This window comes from Streptomyces sp. SCSIO 75703 (assembly GCF_036607905.1).
Classification (GTDB): domain Bacteria; phylum Actinomycetota; class Actinomycetes; order Streptomycetales; family Streptomycetaceae; genus Streptomyces.
In genome coordinates, this window is record NZ_CP144555.1 from 4900510 (window position 1) to 4920697 (window position 20188).

At 76.1% G+C, this 20188-nt stretch carries 17 protein-coding genes and 1 riboswitch; of the genes, 6 read left to right on the forward strand and 11 right to left on the reverse strand.

What is annotated here, in order from left to right:
- Positions 1-551: 551 nt before the first annotated feature.
- Positions 552-2618, forward strand: coding sequence for an MFS transporter (locus tag VM636_RS21510; protein ID WP_053912534.1), 2067 nt, complete (start codon positions 552-554; stop codon positions 2616-2618).
- Between the two features lie 37 nt (positions 2619-2655).
- Here the strand turns inward: VM636_RS21510 and VM636_RS21515 are convergent, their stop codons facing one another.
- Together VM636_RS21515 and VM636_RS21520 are read right to left on the reverse strand one after the other, a co-directional pair.
- The gene (locus tag VM636_RS21515; RefSeq protein WP_030421580.1) at positions 2656-3177 is read right to left on the reverse strand and encodes a GNAT family N-acetyltransferase; all 522 of its coding nucleotides are present in this window, start codon (positions 3175-3177) and stop codon (positions 2656-2658) included.
- A gap of 35 nt (positions 3178-3212) precedes the next feature.
- The gene (locus tag VM636_RS21520; RefSeq protein WP_053912535.1) at positions 3213-3641 is read right to left on the reverse strand and encodes a DUF1992 domain-containing protein; all 429 of its coding nucleotides are present in this window, start codon (positions 3639-3641) and stop codon (positions 3213-3215) included.
- 87 nt (positions 3642-3728) lie between these two features.
- On the opposite strand from VM636_RS21520, the gene VM636_RS21525 reads away from it, so the two are divergent.
- A complete protein-coding gene (locus VM636_RS21525) occupies positions 3729-4121 on the forward strand; it encodes a hypothetical protein (RefSeq protein WP_338485374.1) in 393 nt (130 codons plus the stop codon).
- Positions 4122-4131: 10 nt separating this feature from the next.
- Here VM636_RS21525 and VM636_RS21530 read toward each other — a convergent pair whose 3' ends face one another.
- Both VM636_RS21530 and proP read right to left on the reverse strand, forming a co-directional pair.
- Positions 4132-4803 (reverse strand): O-methyltransferase, encoded by a 672-nt coding sequence (locus tag VM636_RS21530; protein WP_030421583.1) that lies wholly within the window; start codon positions 4801-4803, stop codon positions 4132-4134.
- 143 nt (positions 4804-4946) lie between these two features.
- Positions 4947-6323 carry a glycine betaine/L-proline transporter ProP gene (proP, locus tag VM636_RS21535; RefSeq protein WP_053912537.1) on the reverse strand — a complete coding sequence of 459 codons (1377 nt, stop codon included), beginning with the start codon at positions 6321-6323 and terminating at the stop codon, positions 4947-4949.
- A 538-nt stretch (positions 6324-6861) separates the two neighbouring features.
- Between proP and VM636_RS21540 the strand changes: the two genes are divergently transcribed.
- Entirely contained in the window at positions 6862-9051 is a 2190-nt protein-coding gene (locus tag VM636_RS21540) for a bifunctional glycosyltransferase 87/phosphatase PAP2 family protein (RefSeq protein ID WP_078962474.1), read from the forward strand.
- A 107-nt stretch (positions 9052-9158) separates the two neighbouring features.
- Here the strand turns inward: VM636_RS21540 and VM636_RS21545 are convergent, their stop codons facing one another.
- The 7 genes from VM636_RS21545 to VM636_RS21575 form a co-directional block, all read right to left on the reverse strand.
- The gene (locus VM636_RS21545) at positions 9159-9392 is read right to left on the reverse strand and encodes a hypothetical protein (RefSeq protein ID WP_030421586.1); all 234 of its coding nucleotides are present in this window, start codon (positions 9390-9392) and stop codon (positions 9159-9161) included.
- A 248-nt stretch (positions 9393-9640) separates the two neighbouring features.
- Complete coding sequence (locus tag VM636_RS21550; protein WP_078856078.1) at positions 9641-10627, reverse strand: ECF transporter S component; 987 nt, start codon at positions 10625-10627, stop codon at positions 9641-9643.
- A complete protein-coding gene (locus tag VM636_RS21555; protein WP_030421588.1) occupies positions 10624-12306 on the reverse strand; it encodes an ABC transporter ATP-binding protein in 1683 nt (560 codons plus the stop codon). Before VM636_RS21555 ends, VM636_RS21550 begins: the two co-directional genes overlap by 4 nt.
- Positions 12303-13574, reverse strand: a complete 1272-nt coding sequence (locus tag VM636_RS21560) for an energy-coupling factor transporter transmembrane component T (protein WP_234340351.1) — start codon at positions 13572-13574, stop codon at positions 12303-12305. The genes VM636_RS21555 and VM636_RS21560 overlap by 4 nt, the downstream gene beginning before the upstream one ends.
- The gene (locus VM636_RS21565; protein ID WP_030421590.1) at positions 13561-14229 is read right to left on the reverse strand and encodes an SCO2322 family protein; all 669 of its coding nucleotides are present in this window, start codon (positions 14227-14229) and stop codon (positions 13561-13563) included. The genes VM636_RS21560 and VM636_RS21565 overlap by 14 nt, the downstream gene beginning before the upstream one ends.
- Entirely contained in the window at positions 14226-15467 is a 1242-nt protein-coding gene (locus tag VM636_RS21570; protein WP_030421591.1) for a prenyltransferase/squalene oxidase repeat-containing protein, read from the reverse strand. The genes VM636_RS21565 and VM636_RS21570 overlap by 4 nt, the downstream gene beginning before the upstream one ends.
- 128 nt (positions 15468-15595) lie before the next feature.
- Positions 15596-15679: riboswitch (cobalamin riboswitch) on the reverse strand.
- Positions 15680-15941: 262 nt separating this feature from the next.
- Positions 15942-16583: a TetR family transcriptional regulator gene (locus VM636_RS21575; protein ID WP_030421592.1), complete on the reverse strand. Its 642-nt coding sequence runs from the start codon at positions 16581-16583 to the stop codon at positions 15942-15944.
- A 183-nt stretch (positions 16584-16766) separates the two neighbouring features.
- On the opposite strand from VM636_RS21575, the gene VM636_RS21580 reads away from it, so the two are divergent.
- Genes VM636_RS21580 through VM636_RS21590 form a run of 3 tightly spaced genes read left to right on the forward strand, consistent with a single transcriptional unit; the run spans position 16767 to position 19968 of the window.
- A complete protein-coding gene (locus tag VM636_RS21580) occupies positions 16767-18164 on the forward strand; it encodes a glycosyltransferase family 4 protein (RefSeq protein WP_030421593.1) in 1398 nt (465 codons plus the stop codon).
- The gene (locus VM636_RS21585; protein WP_338485380.1) at positions 18158-18892 is read left to right on the forward strand and encodes a class I SAM-dependent methyltransferase; all 735 of its coding nucleotides are present in this window, start codon (positions 18158-18160) and stop codon (positions 18890-18892) included. The genes VM636_RS21580 and VM636_RS21585 overlap by 7 nt, the downstream gene beginning before the upstream one ends.
- A complete protein-coding gene (locus VM636_RS21590) occupies positions 18889-19968 on the forward strand; it encodes a prenyltransferase (RefSeq protein WP_030421595.1) in 1080 nt (359 codons plus the stop codon). Before VM636_RS21585 ends, VM636_RS21590 begins: the two co-directional genes overlap by 4 nt.
- Positions 19969-20188: the final 220 nt, after the last annotated feature.

Below are 20188 nucleotides of genomic sequence, written 5' to 3' on the forward strand. Positions count from 1 at the left end.
TCCGGTGGCGTGCCCGGCCCCGCTCGCCGGCAGGGCCCCGGCCTCGCCGGACGCCTCGGCGCCATGCGGCAGGCCGGCCCCATGGGCCCCATGGCGGGCCTCAAGGCTCCCGGAAGCCTCGTGAGCCCCTGGAGGTTCGCAAGACCCAGCGGTCCCCGGAGCATCGAAAGGCCCGGCAGCCCCTGGAGTCCCAACAGCCCCGGGAACCCCCTGAGCCCCGGTCGCCTCCGGCGTCGTCACCTCGTCGGGGGGAGCCGGCGCCGTCCCCTCCGCCTCCCCCCGGGAGGGCGTCTTCCGTGGTTCCTGCGGTGTCCCTGATGAGCCCGTCGGCCGTTGCACGCGCGCGTTCCCTTCCCCTGGCGGGGTCCGCCGCGATCCCCCCTCGCGGTCCACTCGTAAACTCCAGAGATTATGCAGATCTCCTCCACATCCGCGCGGGCGCGGCTCCGGGTACGCGCGGTGACACGCGCGTTCCGGCCGGGACTCGACAGGCCGTAAACGGTCACACCGACCAGGATGGTCCTGTGTGACGGCGTCCGTGGGAGGTCCTGATGGCCGCACGTGTGCGCGAGGCGAGCGACCCGGTGCGCCCCGCGGAGGAGGAACAGGTCTCCGGCGGCGTACTGGTCTCCATCGGGGCCCTGCTCCTCGGCATGCTGCTCGCCGCGCTCGACCAGACCATCGTCTCGACGGCGCTGCCCACCATCGTCAGCGACCTCGGCGGCCTGGAGCACCTGTCCTGGGTGGTCACCGCCTACCTGCTGGCCGCGACGGCGGCCACGCCGCTGTGGGGCAAGCTCGGCGACCAGTACGGGCGCAAGCGGCTGTTCCAGGCGGCGATCGTCATCTTCCTGGCCGGTTCGGCGCTGTGCGGCCTCGCGCAGAGCATGACCGGGCTGATCGTCTTCCGCGCGGTGCAGGGGCTGGGCGGCGGCGGCCTGATGGTGCTGTCGATGGCGATCGTCGGCGACCTCGTCTCGCCCCGCGAACGCGGCCGCTACCAGGGCCTGTTCGGTGCCGTGTTCGGCGCGACCAGCGTCCTCGGCCCGCTGCTCGGCGGGGTCTTCACCCAGCACCTGAGCTGGCGCTGGGTCTTCTACGTCAACCTGCCGGTCGGCGTCGTCGCGCTCGTCGTCATCGCGGCCGTGCTGCACATCCCGCGCCGCGGCACCCGCCACACCATCGACTACCTCGGCACCCTGCTCATCGCCTCCGTCGCCACCTGCCTGGTGCTGGTCGCCTCGCTCGGCGGCACCACCTGGGCGTGGGGCTCGCCGCAGATCCTCGGGCTGGCCGTGCTGGGCGTGCTCCTGGCGGTGCTCTTCGTGGCGGTGGAGCGCCGGGCCGCCGAACCGGTGCTGCCGCTCAAACTGTTCCGGGTCCGCACCTTCACGCTGTCGGCCGTCATCAGTTTCATCGTCGGTTTCGCCATGTTCGGCGCGATGACCTACCTGCCGACCTTCCTCCAGGTCGTGCGGGGCATCACGCCGACGCTGTCCGGCGTGCACATGCTGCCGATGGTGGCGGGGCTGCTGCTGGCGTCGACCGGGTCGGGCCAGATCGTCAGCCGCACCGGCCGCTGGAAGGTGTTCCCGCTCGCGGGCACCGCCGTCACCACGGTCGGACTGCTCCTGCTGCACCGGCTGGACGAGCACAGTTCGACCGCCGAGATGAGCGTCTGCTTCTTCGTCTTCGGCACCGGCCTCGGCCTCGTCATGCAGGTGCTGGTGCTCATCGTGCAGAACGCCGTCTCCTACGAGGACCTGGGCGTCGCCACCTCCGGGGCCACCTTCTTCCGCTCCATCGGCGCCTCTTTCGGCGTCGCCGTCTTCGGTACGGTCTTCGCCACCCGTCTCGGCGACACGCTGGCGGACGCCTTGCGGGGCGCCCGGCTGCCCCCGGGCGTGTCGGCCGACACGCTGAAGGCCGACCCGCGCGGCATCGCGGCACTGCCGCCGGCGTTGCGGCCCGCGGCGCTGCACGCCTACGCGTCCGCCATCACCGACGTCTTCCTCTACGCGGCCCCCGTCGCCCTGCTCGCCTTCGCGCTCGCCTGGTTCCTCAGGGAGGACCGGCTGCGCGGTTCGGTCACCGCGCCCGACGCCACCCAGACCCTCGCCAGCAACCCCGTCGAACGCTCCTCGCACGACGAGGTGTGCCGCGCCCTGTCGGTGCTCGGCACCCGCGAGGGCCGACGGGAGATCTACCGCCGCATCACCGAGCGGGCCGGCTACGACCTGCTGCCGGCGGCGAGCTGGATGCTGCTGCGGGTCCGGCGGTACGGACGGATCGAGCCCGCCCTCCTCGCCGAGCGCAGCCCCGTCCCCCTGCACGTGGTGCTCGCCGCGGCCCGGCAGGTGGAGGAGCGGCGCCTCGCGGTCCGCGAGGGCCTCGACATGGTTCTCACCGAGGAGGGACACCGGGTCGCCGACCGGCTGGCCGAGGCCCGGGAGGACTCCCTGGCGGAGCTGCTGGGCGACTGGTGGGGGCCGGACCGCCCCACCGACCTGGTGCAGCTCGTGAAGGAGCTGACCGCCGAACTGTGCGGCTCGGCGCGCGAACGTCCCCACAACGGCCCCCCGCTGACCGGCACCGCGGACCCGGCGTCGGCGCCGTAGCCGTCGGCGCGCGGGCCGGGGCGGAGCGCGGCGGTCGTCAGTGCCTCAGGTCCTTGGCGAACCAGTGCCCGGCGTACGGGTCGGCGTTGTGCGGCGCGGTCTCGGTGTAGCCGAGGCGCGCGTACAGGGCGCGGGCCTCGACGAGGTCGGTCCGGGTGTCGAGGAGCAGGCGGCCGGCGCCCAGCTCCCGTGCCGCGTCCTCGGCGGCCCCGACCAGCCGGGCGGCCCCGCCCCGGCCCCGTAGCGCCGGGTCCAGGTAGACCCGGGTCAGCTCGGCGGTGGCGGCGTCCAGCAGCCGGACGCCCGCCGTGCCGGCCGGGACGCCCCCGTACCGGGCGACCAGCAGCCGCCCCCGGGGCGGGGCGAGGTCGGCGCCGGACCGCGCGGCGATCTCCCGTTCCAGTTCGGCGGGTTCGGTGGGCGTGCCCCGGTGCAGCAGGTACCAGCGGTCGCTGACCTCGGTGTAGTACGCCCGCCACAGGGCGGCGGCGACGGCCGAGTCGTACGGCTCCGGGCCGACGCTCCACGGCGGCCCGCCCGCCGGAGGAACCGCGTCCACCAAAGGAGCCTCACCCGCCTCGGAAGCCGCCCGCCTCACTCCTGCCTTCCCCGGTGGTCGCGGTGTTCGCGGTGGTCCCGCCACTGTCTGCCGACGGTGTCGAGGTCGTAGGGCTTGAGGCCCAGCGGCGGGCCGGGCGGGGGCGCGAACATCATGTCGCGGATCTTGGTGTTGAGGGCCTCGACGAGGCGGCGGGCCGCCGCCTCCGAGGGGGCGGTCAGCGCGGCGGCCAGGGTGTCCTCGGCCTCCTTGCGCAGGGCGAGGGCGGGCGGCAGGACGGAGACGCCCTCGCGGGCCAGCTTCCGCCTGATCCACCACAGCTCGTCGTAGGGGGCCTCCGCCTCGTCGGGGAGGGGCCGGCCGGCGCCCGCGAGCCCGGCGAACTCGCCGCGCGCCTCGGCGTCCCGGATCTGCTTGTCGACCCACGACTCGAAGGCGACGCCGGGGGGCTTTCGCTCGGTCATGAGCCCATTGTGCCGGACATCACCCGTCCGGCCGATCTATCATGCGGCGGCGGTACGCCAACGACGGACGTCTCAGGAGGAGCGCTCGTGCTCGAACTCACCATGGCCGCCGTCGCGGCGGCCGACGCCGGGGCGACGGCCGGCATGCAGATGGCCGACGCGCCGAGCGAACCGGGGTCCGTGCTCCACGTGGGCCGGGACCGGACCGTGTGCCGGCTGGTGACGCCGGACGACTGGCTGTTCGTCTCCCGGGCGCACCTGGAGTTCCGGTGCGGCCCCGACGGCGCCTGGCTGCTCACCTGGCTGCGCGGCTCCCAGGACGACCCGTCCTCCAAGGTCGGCCTCGTCGTCGACGGGCAGGCCCACCCGCTCGCGTACGGGGGCACCGTGGCGCTGCCGCGGGGCGGCAGCGGCGAGGTCGTGGTCCGGGACCGGCGCGAGCCGCGCAGCGTCAACGTCGGCTTCTACCACGAGGCGTGAACGGCGCCGGTCAGGCCAGTACCCGGGCCAGCGCGAAGCCGTCGTAGCCCTTGGCGCCGACGGTCTGGATCGCGGTGCCGGTCAGCCGCGGATGGCTGCCGATCATCTCCAGCGCGGCGCGTGAGCCCCGTACCCCCTCGGTGGTGTCGTCGGGGTCGGCCACCTTGCCGCCGCGCACCACGTTGTCGACGACGATCAGGCTGCCGGCGCGGGTGAGGCGCAGCGCCCACTCCAGGTAGCGCGTGTTGTTGCCCTTGTCGGCGTCGACGAAGACGAGGTCGAAGGGCGGCGGGTTCTCGTCGGCGAGCCTCGGCAGCGACTCCAGCGCGGGGCCCACCCGGACGTCGACCACCCCCTCCAGCCCGGCGCGGGCGATGTTGCGCCCGGCGACCTCGGCGTGCAGCGGGCTGTACTCCAGGGTGACCAGGCGGCCGTCGGCGGGCAGGGCGCGGGCCATCCAGATGGTGCTGTAGCCGCCGAGCGTGCCGATCTCCAGGATGTTGCGGGCGCCCTGGACCCCGGCCAGCAGGTGGAGCAGCTTGCCCTGCGCGGCGGTGACGGCGATCGGCGGCAGGCCGGCCGCGTCACTGTCCCTGAGCGCGGCGGCGAGGACGTCGTCGTCCGGCGCCAGGTGCTCGTGGACGTAGGCGTCGACGTCGTCCCAGACCTGCGACTCGCTCATGCGGGGCCCCTCGTCGGTGTCTCGGCGGTCTCGTTAGCGCCGCTAAGTAGGTGCGCTAATGAATCGCTGCCGAATATAGCCGCGGGCCGGGCGGCCTGTCAGCCGGCCGCCCGGCGTGTCCCCCTCCCTGACCGCGGGGGCCGTCAGTCCCGCCGTTCGAGCGCCGGGCCGGAACCGGGCAGCGGGCGCCCGGCCGACTCGGTCATGAACCACACGGCCACGCCGCCGACCACGGCCGCCGCCATCATGTAGTACGCGGGCATCATCACGTCCCCCGTCGCCCCGATCAGCGCGGTCACGACCAGCGGGGTCGTCCCGCCGAACAGGGACACCGACACGTTGAAGCCGATCGACAGCGAGCCGTAGCGCACCCGGGTCGGGAAGAGCGCGGGCAGCGCGGCCGGCATCGAGGCGGTGAAGCAGACCAGCAGCAGCCCCAGCGCGCCCATGCCGAGCCCGATCGCCACCAGGCTGCCCTGGCGGATCAGCAGCAGCGCGGGCACCGACAGCAGCAGGAACCCGGCGCAGCCCGCCGCGATCACCGGCCGGCGGCCGACGCGGTCGGTCAGCGCCCCGGCGAACGGCTGGACCACCATCATCAGCGCCATCACGCCGAGGACCACCAGCAGCCCGTGCGTCGCGTCGTACTTCAGCTCGCTCGTCAGGTAGCTCGGCATGTACGACAGCAGCATGTAGTCGGTGACGTTGAAGACCAGCACCAGGCCCACGCAGAGCAGCAGCGCCCGCCACTGGCCGGTGATCATCTCGCGCAGCGGCACCCGGGGCCGGGCCGCCTCGGCCTTCTCCACCTCGGCCGCGAAGGCCGGGGTCTCCTCCAGCCGTGTGCGCAGGTAGAGGCCGATGACGCCCATCGGGCCGGCGATCAGGAACGGCAGGCGCCAGCCCCAGGAGGTCAGGTCGCCGTCGGACAGCAGCGCCGTCATCAGCGTGACCAGCCCCGCCCCGCCGACGTACCCGGCGAGCGTGCCGAACTCCAGCCAGCTCCCGAGGAAGCCGCGCCGCTTGTCCGGCGCGTACTCGGCGATGAAGGTGGCCGCGCCTGCGTACTCGCCGCCGGTCGAGAAGCCCTGGAGCAGCCGCGCGAGCAGCAGCAGCACCGGCGCCCACACGCCGATCGTCGCGTACGACGGGATCAGGCCGATGGCGAACGTGCCCGCCGCCATCATGATCATCGTGACCGCGAGGACCTTCTGCCGCCCCACCCGGTCCCCGAGCGGGCCGAACACCGCGCCGCCGAGCGGCCGGACCAGGAACGCCGCCGCGAAGGCGCCGAACGTGGACAGCAACTGGGCGGTCGGACTGCCCGAGGGGAAGAAGACCTTGCCCAGCGTGACCGCGAGGTAGCTGTAGACGCCGAAGTCGAACCACTCCATGGCGTTGCCCAGCGCCGCGGCCTTGACGGCGCGGCGCACGAGCGCGGGATCGGTGGCGGTGGGCGTGGGGGAGGGGGAGGCGTGGGGCGCGCCGGACGGGTGGGTGGCGACGGTGGCAGCCGACAAGAGTTCGCTCGCCTTCCTTTCACAGGGGACAGGGACGCCACGACCCGTACGGCGGCACTGTCGCCGGGCCGGAAGCAGCCCGCGGCGCGGAGCCGGGGCCGGAGGAACGGCCCGGGGCGCGGGGCCCGGGGCCGGAAGGGCCCGCGACGTCCGCCGCGAGGCCAGAAAACGACCATAGGTGCCGATGTCCTGATTACGCAGGGTATGCTTCCCGTCGCCCTCGGCGGTAAAAGGGCGTGCACGCAGGGAGGTCCCGCCGCCACGGAGCGCGGCTTCCCCGGCCCGCCTGTGACCCTTCTCGCTCCGGGAATCCGGCCCGCGCGGGAACCGGACCGGCCCGGGTGCCTTCCCGTGGCGCGGGAGGCGGGCGCCACCCGTCCGGACTATCGTCATCCGGACAAAAGGAGGGTGACGGTCAGGTGGCGGCGCGGTTGCCGCGTCTGTCTCCGGGGGCGACGCGGGTCTCATAGGGTTCGCAGGGACACCAGCGCGCGCACGGACGCGGACGGGACGGGGCGGGGCGGGAGGCCGACGGGGCGTGGCGAATGCGGAGCACAGCGGCCGGCCGGCCGACTTCGGGGCCACCGCCGGCGGCCCGGCCGGGGACCGGCTGCGCGCGATACGGCTCGGCCTCTGGCTGGTCGCCGCCCTCCTGGCCGTCCGGCAGTTCACCGCCGTCCTCGGCACCCCGCGCGGGGAACGCCTGACCGACCTGGAGACCTGGGTCGGCCCGCACGGGGTGCTGCACGTGGGGGGCCCGCTCTACGACTCCACCCGGTTCACCGGCACGCCCTTCACCGGACTGGTCCTCAAACCCCTCACGCGCGCCGCCGAGCAGGCCCTCGGCTGGGGCTGGACCTTCGGCTCGCTGCTGCTGGTCGTCGCCCTCGGCCTGGTCGCCGCCCGCGCCCTGCCGCAGCCGGTCGGACGCCGGACGGCGCTGCTGGCGGCGCCCGTTGCCGTGAGCCTGCTGATGCTCTCCCTGCCGGTGCGCAACGCGCTGTGGCTCGGCCAGACCAGCATCATCCCGGTCCTGCTGGTCCTGCTCGGCTGCTTCGGCGTGCGCGGGCAGCGGGCGGGCGGCGCCCTCGTCGGCGTCGCCGCCGCACTCCAGCCGACGGTGCTGCTCTTCGTGCCGCTGCTCTGGTTCACCGACCGCCGGCGGGCCGCGCGGGCCACCGGCGCCGTCTTCGCCGGGTGCACCGCGCTGGCCTGGGCGCTCATGCCCGGGGACTCCTCCGCGTACTGGGTGCACCACCTGGCCGGGGTGGGCCTGGGCGCCGCCGCCGACGACCTCGCCAACCAGTCCCTGCACGGCGCCCTGCTGCGGCTCGGCCTCTCCGGGCCGGCGGAGATCGCCCTGTTCGCCCTGGCGGGCGCGGCCGTCGCCGTGCTGGGCCTGCGCCGCGCCGTGCGCTACGCCCGCGACGGACAGCTCCTGCTCGCCGTCGCCGTCACCGGCTGCGCGGCCGTGGTGATCTCCCCGACCGCCTGGCAGCACCAGCTCCTGTGGGTGCTGCTCGCGGTCGTCGGCCGGGTCGGCAGGCGTGCCTCCGACCGGCTGGTGTGGCCGGTCGCCGTGGTCCTGGTGATGTCGCTGCCCGCCAGGATGATGCTGCCGAACCTGGCGGTCCTGTACCCGCTGCGCGACAACCTGGTGCTGCTGGCGGCGGTGGCCGCGGCGGTCGCGGTGCCGTTCCTGCCGCGCACCTCGCCCCACTTCGACCGGCCGGTGCCGGCCGAGTACGCGCCCGCCGTCCCGGCGCGGCTGCGCGGCGTCCCCCTGCTGCCCTTCCTGCGCCGGGTCCTCACCCGCCCCAACCTGCTGCTGGAACTGCTCCTCATCCGGGTCACCTACGCCGTCTACTCGCACATCCGGCTGGCGGCGACCGGCGGCAGCAACGAGGCGGGGCGGGCGCGGGCCGAGCGGCACGGGCACCAGATCCTCGACCTGGAGCGCGCCCTGGGCCTGGACATCGAGCACGCGGTCAACCACTGGGTGGTCGGGATCGGCCGGCTGCGCGAGTTCTTCGACTTCTACTACACGTCGTTCCACTTCGTCGTGCCGCTGACCGTGCTCGGGCTGCTGTACTGGCGCCGCCCGGTCGACTACCGCTGGGCCCGCTCCTCCCTCGGCTTCACCACGCTGCTGGCGCTGGCCGGCTTCTGGCTCTACCCGCTGGCGCCGCCCCGGCTGATGCCGACGCTCGGCATCATCGACACGGTCCACGGGGTGCAGGACTTCTCCAAGCCGGACTACGGCACGCTGACGGCGCTCACCAACCAGTACGCGGCGATGCCCTCGCTGCACTTCGGCTGGTCGCTGTGGTGCGGGGTGGCGATCGCGGTCATCGCGCCGAGCGTGTGGACGAAGGCGCTCGGGCTGCTCCACCCGCTGTTCACGGTCTCGGCGATCGTGGCGACCGGCAACCACTGGGTGCTGGACGCGGTCGGCGGCGCGCTGGTGGTGGGCGGCGGCTTCGGGCTGACGTACCTCTTGCAGGGGCCGAGGGCGCGGACGCTCACGGCGGCGGTCGCGGCGGGGGAGGCGCGGGGCGCCAAAGCCGCGCCCGTCGGCCCGATGGTCATGCCGCGCACCCGCCCCGCGGACGCCGCGGAAGGGGTGCCCGACGGCGGCGGTGCGGGCGTGCCGGGCGAGGACGGCGCCGGTACGGGCGGCAGGGACGCGGACCCGCGGCCTCCGGCGCCGGACCGCACCCCGGGCTGACCGGGCGGGTGGCGGGAGAAGGGCGAAGACGGCGGCCCGGGGATTCGGGGGCCGCCGCCTTCGGTCGGTGGGCCGGTCCCCGCAAGGGGGCGGCCGGCTGAGGCGGGTCAGGACGTGCCGGTCGCCTGCCGCAGCAGGACGTCGCCCTGGTACGCGACGGCCTGCGCGCTGTTCCCGTCGCCGCCGGTGTGCCACGCGTTCTCCACCGCGGCGGGGGCGGGCGCCGGCCCGTGGGCGGGCGTGGCGCCGAGGAGCGTTCCGCAGGCCGCGGCGGCCACGACGGCACCGGCGAGGGCCTTCTTCGGGACGCGGACGCGGCCCGTGAGCGAAGAGGCGGTCATGGGGGGCCTTTCCGTGGGGTGCCGAGCCGCCGCCGGGGGTGGGCCGGGTCCGTGGGGAGTCCCGGCGCCCGGCGACCGGTCCAGCGAAACAGTGCGCCGGTGCCAGGGGCAAGAGACCCGGGTGCTACCGGCGTTCGTACGACCGCCGGTAGCACCCGGCGCCGCCCGTCCGCCCGGCGCCCGGCAGACGCGCCGGAGCGGCGGTGGGGGCTGGCGGTCCTACGGCCCCGCCTCGTAGGTGACCGGCGTCACGTGGGGCGGCTCACCCCGTCGTCGCCCGCCGGAGCCCCGCCCGCCGCAGTCCCGCGCTCAGGGTGCTGCGCGCCGGGTGCCTCGAAGGCGACCGGCGCCTCGAAGGCGGCGCGGCGGGTGGCCCGGCGCAGGGCCCGGAGGACCGGGGGGCCGAGGACGAGGGTCAGCACGACCGTCACCAGGGCGCGGCCCGCGTCCCAGCCGAGCGAGGTCGCCAGGCAGTAGGCGAGGAAGCGGGCCAGGTTGGCGGAGACCGAGGCGTCCGGGGAGAAGGCGATGTTCGAGGCCAGCTCGTTCATGAACGGCCAGCCGGACATGTTCATGATCGTGCCGTAGGCGAAGGCGGCCAGGAAGCCGTACCCGGCCAGGAGCAGCAGCTCCCCGCGGCCCCGCAGCCGGTCGGGGAAGGGCAGCAGCCCCGCGCCCATCGTGAACCAGCCCATGGCCAGCATCTGGAACGGCATCCACGGGCCGACCCCGCCGGTCAGCAGTGCCGAGGCGAACATCGTCACGGAGCCCAGTACGAAGCCGAACCCCGGTCCGAGCACCCGGCCGCTGAGCACCATCAGGAAGAACATCGGCTCCAGCCCGGCGGTGCCCGCGCCGAGCGGGCGCAGCGCGGCGCCCGTCGCGGCCAGCACGCCGAGCATCGCCACCGCCTTGGGGCCGAGACCCGACTCGGCGATGGTCGCCGCGACCACGGCCACCAGCAGCACCAGCAGTCCGGCGAAGAGCCAGGGCGCGTCCTGGGCGTGGGCGTTCAGCCCGGAGGCGGGCGGGGCGAGGAAGGGCCAGCCGAAGCCGGCCACCCCGACCGCGCCGACCAGGACGAGGGCGGTGACGGACCGCGGGCCGAGACGGACCGCCCGCGCCTGCCGCTGGGGCGGGGGGCCGCCGTGCCGGTCCGCGGCGGCGCGGCCACGGGCCGGGGGGCCGCCGTCCCGGGGCGCCGTGGCGGCGCGCGGGGGCCGGGTGCCGCTCATGCCAGCGCCTGCCGGACCTGGGCGACGGTCAGCCAGGTGCGCGGGGCCAGCACCTTGGCGACCTGCGGCGCGAAGGACGGCGACGCCGTCACCACCTCCGCCGCCGGACCGTCGGCGATCACCTCGCCCTCGGCGAGCAGCACGACCCGGTCGGCCAGCTCGGCGGCGAGTTCCACGTCGTGGGTGGCCAGCACGATCGCGTGCCCCCCGGCGGCCAGGTCGCGCAGGATGCCGGAGAGCCGGGCCTTGGCCGCGTAGTCCAGTCCGCGGGTCGGCTCGTCCAGCAGGAGCAGCGGCGGGCGGGCCGCCAGCACCACCGACAGGGCGAGGGTCAGCCGCTGGCCCTCGGACAGATCGCGCGGGTGCGCGGCGTCGGCGACGCCGGGCAGCAGTGCGGCGAGGAGGGCGCGGCAGGTGCCGGGGGCCGCCCGCGCGTCCCGGTCGGCGGCCTCGCACTCGGCGGCGACCGTGTCCGCGCAGAGCAGGTCGCGCGGCTCCTGCGGGACCAGGCCGACGCGGCGCAGCAGGTCGCGGGGGGTGGTGCGGTGCGGTACGGCGTCACCGGCGCGGACCGTGCCGGCGGCCGGCTCGACCAGTCCGACCAGCGCCGAGAGCAGGGTGGACTTCCCGGCGCCGTTGCGGCCCATCAGGGCGACGGTCTCGCCGGGGGAGACGGTGAGGTCCACGTGGCGCAGCGCCTGGACCCGGCCGCGCCGCACCGCGAGCCCGCGCACCTCGGCCGCGTACGGGGAGGGCGTGGCGGCCGGGCCGGCGGACCGGCCGCCGAGGCGCCGGCGGGGCGCGGTGAGCGGCGGCGGCGCGGGCAGCGCGGCCCGGGGCGCGGGGCGGGCCGCAGGCTCCAGGCCGGCCAGCCGCTCGCGCAGCGGGGCGGCCCGGCGCCGGGCGTCCCGGACGGTCAGCGGCAGCGGCGACCAGCCCGCCAGCCGGCCCAGTTCCACCACCGGCGGACAGACCGGGGAGAGGGCCATCACCTCGGCGGGCGCGCCCACCACGGGTGCCCGGCCCGGCGCGGGCAGCAGCACGATCCGGTCGGCGTACTGCACGACGCGCTCCAGGCGGTGCTCGGCCAGCAGGACCGTGGTGCCCAGGTCGTGCACGAGGCGCTGGAGGACGGCGAGGACCTCCTCCGCGGCGGCCGGGTCCAGCGCCGAGGTCGGCTCGTCGAGGACCAGCACCCGGGGGTGCGGGGTGAGGACGGAGCCGATGGCGACCCGCTGCCGCTGCCCGCCGGAGAGCGTGGCCAGGGGGCGGTCGCGCAGCCCGGCCAGGCCCAGCAGGTCGAGGGTCTCCTCCACCCGGCGGCGCATCACGTCCGGCGGCAGGCCGAGGGACTCCATCCCGTAGGCGAGTTCCTCCTCGACGGTGTCCGTCACGAAGTGGGCCAGCGGGTCCTGGCCGACCGTGCCGACCACGTCGGCCAGGTCGCGCGGCTTGTGCGTGCGGGTGTCGCGGCCGGCGACGGTGACCCTGCCGCGCAGGGTGCCGCCGGTGAAGTGCGGCACCAGGCCGCCGACCGCGCCGAGCACCGTCGACTTGCCGGCCCCCGAGGGACCGGCGAGCAGCGCGAGTTCGCCCTCCGGCACCGCGAAGTCCACACCGGCGACGGCCGGTTCGGCGGCCTGGTCGTAGGTGACCGAGACGTTCTCGAAGCGGATCACGAGGGCTCCTCGGCGGGCTGGGCGGCCGTGGGCCGCTCGGGTGCGGGGGTGACGAAGGCCGGCAGGAGGCCGAGCAGGACCGCCGCCGCGGGCCACAGCGGCAGACCGGGCGCGGTCAGCGGCACCACCCCCGGGTTCAGGGCCGCCGGGTCGCGGACGGCGGCGAGGGCCAGCAGGGCCGCGACCGCCGCCCCGGAGGCGGCGACCAGCCAGGCGCGGGCGTCCCAGCGGTCCGGGCGGTACCGGGTGCGCGGCGAGCGCCGCCCGCCCAGCCGGAGCCCGGCGAGCGCGGCGACGACCCCGGCGAGCAGCACGGGCACGCCGTAGGTGCCGCCCTCGGCGGTCAGCAGACCGTACGTCCCGGCGCACACGCCGAGCAGCCCGCCCAGGGTGAGCGCGGCGGTGGTGCGGCGCACGGCGGCGGGGACCCGCGCGGTACGGCCGTAGCCGCGGGCGTCCATCGCGGCGGCCAGCGCCACCGAACGCTCCAACGCGCCCTCCAGCACCGGCAGTCCGACCTGGAGCAGCCCCCGCACACCCCGGTCGGGGCGTCCGCGCAGCCGCCGGGCGGCCCGCAGCCGCTGCACGTCGGCGATCAGGTTCGGGGCGAAGGTCAGGGCGACGACGACGGCCACCCCGGTCTCGTACAGGGCGCCGGGCAGCGACTTCAGCAGGCGGGAGGGGTTGGCGAGGGCGTTGGCGGCGCCGACGCAGATCAGCAGCGCGGCCAGCCGCAGCGCGTCGTACAGGGCGAAGACCAGGCCCTCGGCGGTGACCCGGCCGCCCAGGCGGATGCCCTGCGCCCAGTCGGGCAGCGGCACCTCGGGCAGGGTCACGAGGACGTGGGTGCCGGGGATCGGCGAACCGAGGACGGTCGTGAACAGCAGCCGGATCACCAGGACGGCCAGGGCGAGTTTGACGAAGGCGCCGTAGGAGCGGGCCCAGGGGGCGTGCGGCCGGCGGGCGCCCACCACGTACGCGGAGACCGCCACGAGCAGGCCGAGCAGCAGGGGGTTGGTGGTGCGGGTGGCGGCCGTGCCGAGCGCGAGCGCCCACAGCCACCAGGCGCCGGGGTGCACGGCCCCGGAGCCGGGGCCCCGGAGCGTGGTCCGGGCGCGCGCGACCACGGGGCGCGGGGCCGGGTGCCCAGCCCCGGCGCCCCGGCCGGGGTGGCCTGCCGCGGTGCCCGGGCCGGGGTGGCCGGCCGCGGTGCCCGGGTCCGGCCGCGCGGCCCCGGCGCGGGGGCCCGCGGGATCAGCCGGCCGCATTCCCGCGCCGCCTCGCCTGCCAGACGGCCGCCCCGCCGAGGACCGCGACCGCCGCGATGCCGGCGACCAGGCCGACGGAGGGGCCGGAGCCGCCCTCCTCCCGTTCCCCGGGCTCCTTGGCCGCCCGTGCCGCGGGCGCGGACGACGGCTCGCCGCGCCCGCTCACCTGCTCGCCGCAGCCCGTGCGCGGGTAGCCGGCGATGGCGCAGAGCAGGGCGCCGGTGTCGTAGCGCAGCGGACCGGCGACGGCGGCCAGGGCCTCCGCGGTGGTGGCGTCGGCGTCGACGTCGGCACAGGCGGTGCGCCCGGCGGGCGGCTTCTCGCCGCCGGGGGCGTCGGCCTCCGTGCCGAAGTCCAGCACCAGCGCCACCCGCTTGCCGCCGTCCCGGGCCGGGGTCTTCGCGCAGATCTCGGCGAAGTCCGCGGTGCCGCGCGGCCGGACCGCGTCGGCGGAGTCCTCGCTGACCGCGAACCGGAAGCCCTGCACGTCCCCGTCGGCGGGGCGGGTGGTGGAGGGGCCCTGGGTGGCGTAGACCCAGCGGTCGCCGTCGCGGTCCCAGAAGGACCAGTAGCGGTAACCGGCGGCCTGGGCCTGGCCGGCGCTCCCCATCAGCAGGAGCGCGGCCAGGACCAGCGGGAGGGCGCGGCGGGTCACGGGGTCCGCTTCCGGGCGCGTCCGCTCAGCAGGAAGCCGATGCCGGCGCCCGCGACGAGGAAGACCCCGACGTACCACCACAGGCCGAAGCCGGAGTCGCCCTTCTCCCCGGCCTTCTCGTCCTTCGCGTCGGCCTCCTTGCCGGAGGCGTCGCCGGCGGCGCCCCGCTGCGGGGCGGGGCCGGTCGCGTTGAGCTTCGCCACGAGGTCGGTGCCGCCGAAGGCGCGCGGGTCGGTGCCGGTGGCGTGCGCGGCGAAGACGAGCTGGGCGTAGGCGGCGGGACCGGCCTGCTCGGCCCAGGCACCGCCGTTCTCCTCCAGCCAGGCCAGCGGCTTCGCGGCCCGTTCGGCCCCGCCCTGCGCGGCGAGCGCGACGACGGTGTCGGCGGTGTTGCCGATGTCGGGCTGGTCCTCGGCGCCGGGCATGGCGGAGGTCAGGTGGCCGCTCTCGGCGACGGCGCCGGCGAGGTGCGCGGCGCCCGCGGCGGCGGCCTGCTCCGGGCTCGGCTTGCCGGCGCACTCGCCCGGCGTCCCCGTGCCGGCCTCGGCCGCGAAGCCCTTGCCGAGCGCGCCGAGGACGGCGGCGGCGGTGGCGTCCGCGTTGGCGGCCAGCGAGCCGTCCTTCTCCGGCTGGAAGGCGAAGGCGCCCGCGCCCTTCGGGTCGTCGCAGGGCACGGCGAAGGAGAGCAGCGCGTCGTAGGGGGACTTGGCGCCCTTCCTGACCTTCTCGGGCGTCTCGCCCACGGCGGCCAGGGCGCCGATGACGACGGAGGTGGAGTTGGCGTCGCTGGGGCCGCCGGGGGTGTAGCCCCAGCCGCCGTCGTCGTTCTGCACGGACTTGAGCCAGCCGACGGCCTTCCCGGTGGCCTCGTCCCGGCCGCCGAGCGCGGCCAGGGCCTGCACGGCGGCGCCCGTGCTGTTGGTGTCGACCATGGTCTCGGCGTCGCAGTCCTGCCGCGGCTCGGCGCGGAACGCCGCGAAGGAACCGTCGGCGCACTGCTGTCCGGTGAGCCAGTCCACGGCCTTCGGCGCGGGGGTGACGCCCACCGTCCGCTGCGCGAGCAGCGCGAGGGACTGGCGCCAGACGCCGTCGTACTGCGGGTCGGAGGTGCCGAAGAGCCCGGACGGCGTGTGCGCGGTCGGGGCCGGGGAGGGGTCGGCGGCGAGAGCGGGCGCGGCGGCGGCGCCGAGCACGGCTATCGCGGCCAGGGCCGCGGCGCTGCGGCGGCGGACATTCATGATCGGCGGGTGCCTTTCCCTGCGCGGGGCGGGCAGCAGGGGACACCCCCGGCGGCTCGGCCCCGTATGCCTCGACGGTGCCCGTGCACCGGCGGGCGCCGGGCACGTGAGCCGGTCACGACCGTGCGGGGCAGTCCGGCTCACCGTCCGCGCGGGTACTGGGCGGGCGGCTCACGGTTGCGGGTCAGCGCCGGAATTGCACCGGCTTCCCCCCGTACGGGTGTGATGACGACGGGGCCACCTTACCCGCCCCGCCGAACCGGGCCCCAGGGGCTGGTGGGAGCCGGCCCACGACAGCCGGCCCACACCGCCGGCCACCCGGCCCGGCGGCCCACGCCGCCTCGCCCCGCCGCGCCCGGGTCGCGGCCCCGTCCCGCCGGCCTGTCCCGTAGCGGCCGGGTCACGCCGCCCCGTCCTGTCGCGGCCGGACCACGCCGTCCCCGTCCCCGTCCCCGCCCGGCCGGCGCGGCCGGGCTACGGGGTCCGGGGGTCCGCCGAGGTCAGCTCGATCAGGCGGCACGCGGTCTCGATGTCGGCCGTCGCCTGGGCGAGGGAGGCGCGGCCCGAGAGCCAGGCGACCAGCGTCGAGTGCCAGGTGTGCTCGATGACGCGGACCGCCGCGAGCTGCCCCGGCGCCGGGTCCTCCAGCCCGCCCGTGGCCTCCAGGATGATCGCCGTGGTCTGCCGCGAGACCTGCTCGACCTCCGGGGCGACGCTGCGGTCGGCGAAGGTCAGCGCCCGCACCATCGCCTCGGCCAGCCGGGGTTCGCGCTGGAGCGCCCGGAAGGCCCGTACCAGGGTCTGCGCGACCCGCTCCGCGGCCGTGTCGCCGTCCGGCGGCTGCTTGCGCAACGTGGCGTGCAGCCGCTCCAGTTGGTCCTGCATCACCGCGACGAGCAGATGCACCTTGGACGGGAAGTAGCGGTACAGCGTGCCGAGGGCCACCTCGGAGGACTCCGCCACCTCACGCATCTGCACCGCCTCGAAGCCGCCCCGGGCCGCGAGCCGCGCGCTCGCGCGCAGGATGCGGCGCCGCCGCGCCTCCTGACGCGCGGTGAGGGACGGGGAAACGGGACGGCACCCGGAGCCGGCTCCCGGCTTGTCCACCTTGGTCACCTTCTCCCCGACGCCCGGTGCGCCGCGGCCTCCCGCCGTGGCGCGAATCACCTGATCCACCGGTCACAGCATCCCTACCTGCCGGTAGATTCGGAGCCTCCGGACGATCAAGTCTGAAACTTGTTCTAGGTTAGCGTCCCGGCGTAGTCTCGCGGGACGGCGCAGGCAGAAGGGGGCCCAAGAGTGACCGCTGAGGCCAGTCAGGCGGGCCCCGGCCCGGAGCCCGCCGCCGACGGCTCGCGACCGCTCCGCATCGCGCTCCTCACCTACAAGGGGAACCCGTTCTGCGGTGGTCAGGGCGTCTACGTACGCCACCTCTCCCGCGAACTGACCCGTCTCGGCCACCACGTCGAGGTCATCGGCGCCCAGCCCTACCCCGTCCTCGACGCCCAGGACGCCCCCGGCGGACCGCGCCTGACCGAACTGCCCAGCCTCGACCTCTACCGCCAGCCCGACCCCTTCCGCACCCCGCGCCGCGAGGAGTACCGCGACTGGGTCGACGCGCTGGAGGTCGCCACCATGTGGACCGGCGGCTTCCCCGAGCCGCTCACCTTCTCGCTGCGCGCCCGCCGCCTTCTGCTGGCCCGCCGCGGCGACTTCGACGTGATCCACGACAACCAGACCCTCGGCTACGGACTCCTCGGCGACCTCGGCGCCCCCCTGGTCACCACCATCCACCACCCCATCACCGTCGACCGCCGCCTCGACCTGGAGGCCGCCGAGACCTGGCAGCGCCGCCTGTCCGTGCGCCGCTGGTACGGCTTCACCCGCATGCAGAAGCGGGTCGCGCGCCGGCTGCCCAGCGTGCTCACCGTCTCCGGCACCTCCCGTCAGGAGATCGTCGACGACCTCGGCGTGCGCGGCGACCGCGTCCACGTCGTCCCCATCGGCGCCGACACCGGCCTCTTCTCGCCCGACCCCTCCGTGCCCCGCGTACCGGGCCGGATCGTGACCACCTCCAGCGCCGACGTCCCGCTCAAGGGCCTGGTCTTCCTCGTCGAGGCGCTGGCCAAGGTCCGCACCGAGCGGCCCGGCGCCCACCTCGTCGTGGTCGGCAAGCGGCCCGCCGAGGGGCCCGTCGCCCAGGCGCTCGACCGGTACGGACTCGACGGCGCCGTCGAGTTCGTCAAGGGCATCTCCGACGCCGCGCTCGTCGACCTGGTCCGCTCCGCGGAGGTCGCCTGCGTGCCGTCCCTGTACGAGGGGTTCTCGCTGCCCGCCGCCGAGGCCATGGCCACCGGCACGCCCCTGCTGGCCACCACCGGCGGCGCCGTGCCCGAGGTCGCCGGACGCGACGGGGAGACCTGCCTCGCGGTGCCGCCCGGCGACGCGGGCGCCCTCGCCGCCGGACTCGGCCGGCTCCTCGGCGACCCGGCGCTGCGGGCCCGGCTCGGCGCCGCCGGGCGCGACCGGGTCCTGCGCCACTTCACCTGGGCCCGCGCCGCCGAGGGCACCGCCGCCCGTTACCGGGAGGCCGTCGCCGCCGCGCCCACCGCCCCGGACCGCGCCGCGCCCCGGACCGCCGCCCCGACCTCCCCCCGTGACACCGGCGTCTATCCCGAAAGCAGGGCCACGTGCTGACCGTCGACTTCACCCGGTTCCCGCTCGCCCCCGGCGACCGCGTCCTGGACCTCGGCTGCGGCGCCGGACGGCACGCCTTCGCGTGTTACCGGCGCGGCGCGCACGTCGTCGCCCTGGACCGCAACGCGGAGGAGATCCGCGAGGTCGCCACCTGGTTCGCCGCGATGGAGGAGGCCGGCGAGGCCCCGCCCGGAGCCACCGCCACCGCCGTGGAGGGCGACGCCCTCGCCCTGCCCTTCCCCGACGAGTCCTTCGACGTCGTCATCATCTCCGAGGTGATGGAGCACATCCCCGACGACAAGGGCGTCCTCGCCGAGATGGTCCGCGTGCTGCGCCCCGGCGGACGCATCGCCGTCACCGTCCCCCGCTACGGCCCCGAGAAGGTCTGCTGGGCCCTGTCCGACGCCTACCACGAGGTCGAGGGCGGCCACATCCGGATCTACCGCGCCGACGAACTCCTCCGCAAGATCCGCGGGGCCGGCCTGCGCCCCTACGGCACCCACCACGCGCACGCCCTGCACTCTCCGTACTGGTGGCTCAAATGCGCCTTCGGCGTCGACAACGACCGGGCGCTGCCCGTGCGGGCGTACCACAAGCTGCTGGTCTGGGACATCATGAAGAAGCCGCTCGCCACCCGGGTCGCCGAACAGGCCCTGAACCCGCTGCTCGGCAAGAGTTTCGTGGCCTACGCGACCAAGCCGCACCTGCCCCGGGTGGGCGCCCCGTGACCACCTCCCGCGCCCCCCGCGCCGAACACCTCGTCCTGCCCGGCGTCCTGACCGCCGACGAGGCCGCCGCCACCGTCCGCGGCATCCTCGGCGTCCAGCGCCCGGACGGCGCCATCCCCTGGTTCCGCGGCCACCACCTCGACCCCTGGGACCACGTCGAGGCCGCCATGGCCCTGGACGCGGCCGGCGAGCACGAGGCCGCCGAACGGGCCTACCTGTGGCTCGCCCGCCACCAGAACCCGGACGGCTCCTGGTACGCGGCCTACGCCGACGGCGCCTTCGACGACGTCACCGACCGGGGCCGGGAGACCAACTTCGTCGCGTACGTGGCCGTCGGCACCTGGCACCACTACCTCGCCACGGGCGACGACACCTTCCTCGACCGGATGTGGCCGGTCGTCGTCGCCGCCGTCGAGTTCGTGCTGCGCCTCCAGCAGCCCGGCGGGCAGATCGGCTGGCGTCGCGACGAGGACGGCACGGACACCACCGACGCGCTGCTGACCGGCAGTTCCTCCGTCCACCACGCGCTGCGCTGCGCCCTCGCCGTCGCGGAACAGCGCGAGGAGCCGCAGCCCGACTGGGAACTGGCGGCGGGCGCGCTGCGGCACGCCATCCGGCGGCACCCCGGGCGGTTCCTCGACAAGGGCCGCTACTCCATGGACTGGTACTACCCGGTGCTGGGCGGCGCCCTCGGCGGCACCGAGGCGCGCAGCCGGATCGAGGAGGGCTGGGACCGCTTCGTCGTCCCCGGCCTCGGCGTGCGCTGCGTGGTCCCCAACCCGTGGGTCACCGGCGGCGAGTCGGCCGAACTCGCCCTCGCCCTGTGGGCGGTGGGCGAGTCCGACCGCGCGCTGGAGATCCTCCAGTCCATCCGGCACCTGCGCGATCCCGCGAGCGGCCTGTACTGGACCGGTTACGTCTACGAGGACGACGCCGTCTGGCCGCGGGAGCTGACCACCTGGACCGCCGGCTCCCTGCTCCTCGCGGTCGCCGCGCTCGGCGGACACGAGGCGACCTGCCGGGTCTTCGCCGGCGACCTGCTGCCGCGCGGCCTCGACCCTGACTGCTGCGTCTGACCGGGCCCGCGAGGGCGCACCCGGCCCCTCCCGCCGCCGCTGACCGGCAGGCACCGCCGCCCGGCCAGCGACGGCGGTGCCTGCCGATGCCGAGGGGACGTGCTCCACGTCCGGCCCCGGAGACCGCTTCCGGGAGCCCGCCGCGCCGCACCGGCCGCCCCCGCCGGCCCGTCGGGGCACGAGGACGGCCCCCCGCCCGGACGTACCGGTGGGCGAGGGG

Bases quoted from the DNA above. Each gene is read 5' to 3' on its own strand.
- VM636_RS21510 (WP_053912534.1), top strand. From the start codon at position 552: ATGGCCGCACGTGTGCGCGAGGCGAGCGACCCGGTGCGCCCCGCGGAG.
- VM636_RS21520 (WP_053912535.1), bottom strand. From the start codon at position 3,641: ATGACCGAGCGAAAGCCCCCCGGCGTCGCCTTCGAGTCGTGGGTCGAC.
- VM636_RS21530 (WP_030421583.1), bottom strand. From the start codon at position 4,803: ATGAGCGAGTCGCAGGTCTGGGACGACGTCGACGCCTACGTCCACGAG.
- VM636_RS21545 (WP_030421586.1), bottom strand. From the start codon at position 9,392: ATGACCGCCTCTTCGCTCACGGGCCGCGTCCGCGTCCCGAAGAAGGCC.
- VM636_RS21550 (WP_078856078.1), bottom strand. From the start codon at position 10,627: ATGAGCGGCACCCGGCCCCCGCGCGCCGCCACGGCGCCCCGGGACGGC.
- VM636_RS21560 (WP_234340351.1), bottom strand. From the start codon at position 13,574: ATGCGGCCGGCTGATCCCGCGGGCCCCCGCGCCGGGGCCGCGCGGCCG.
- VM636_RS21570 (WP_030421591.1), bottom strand. From the start codon at position 15,467: ATGAATGTCCGCCGCCGCAGCGCCGCGGCCCTGGCCGCGATAGCCGTG.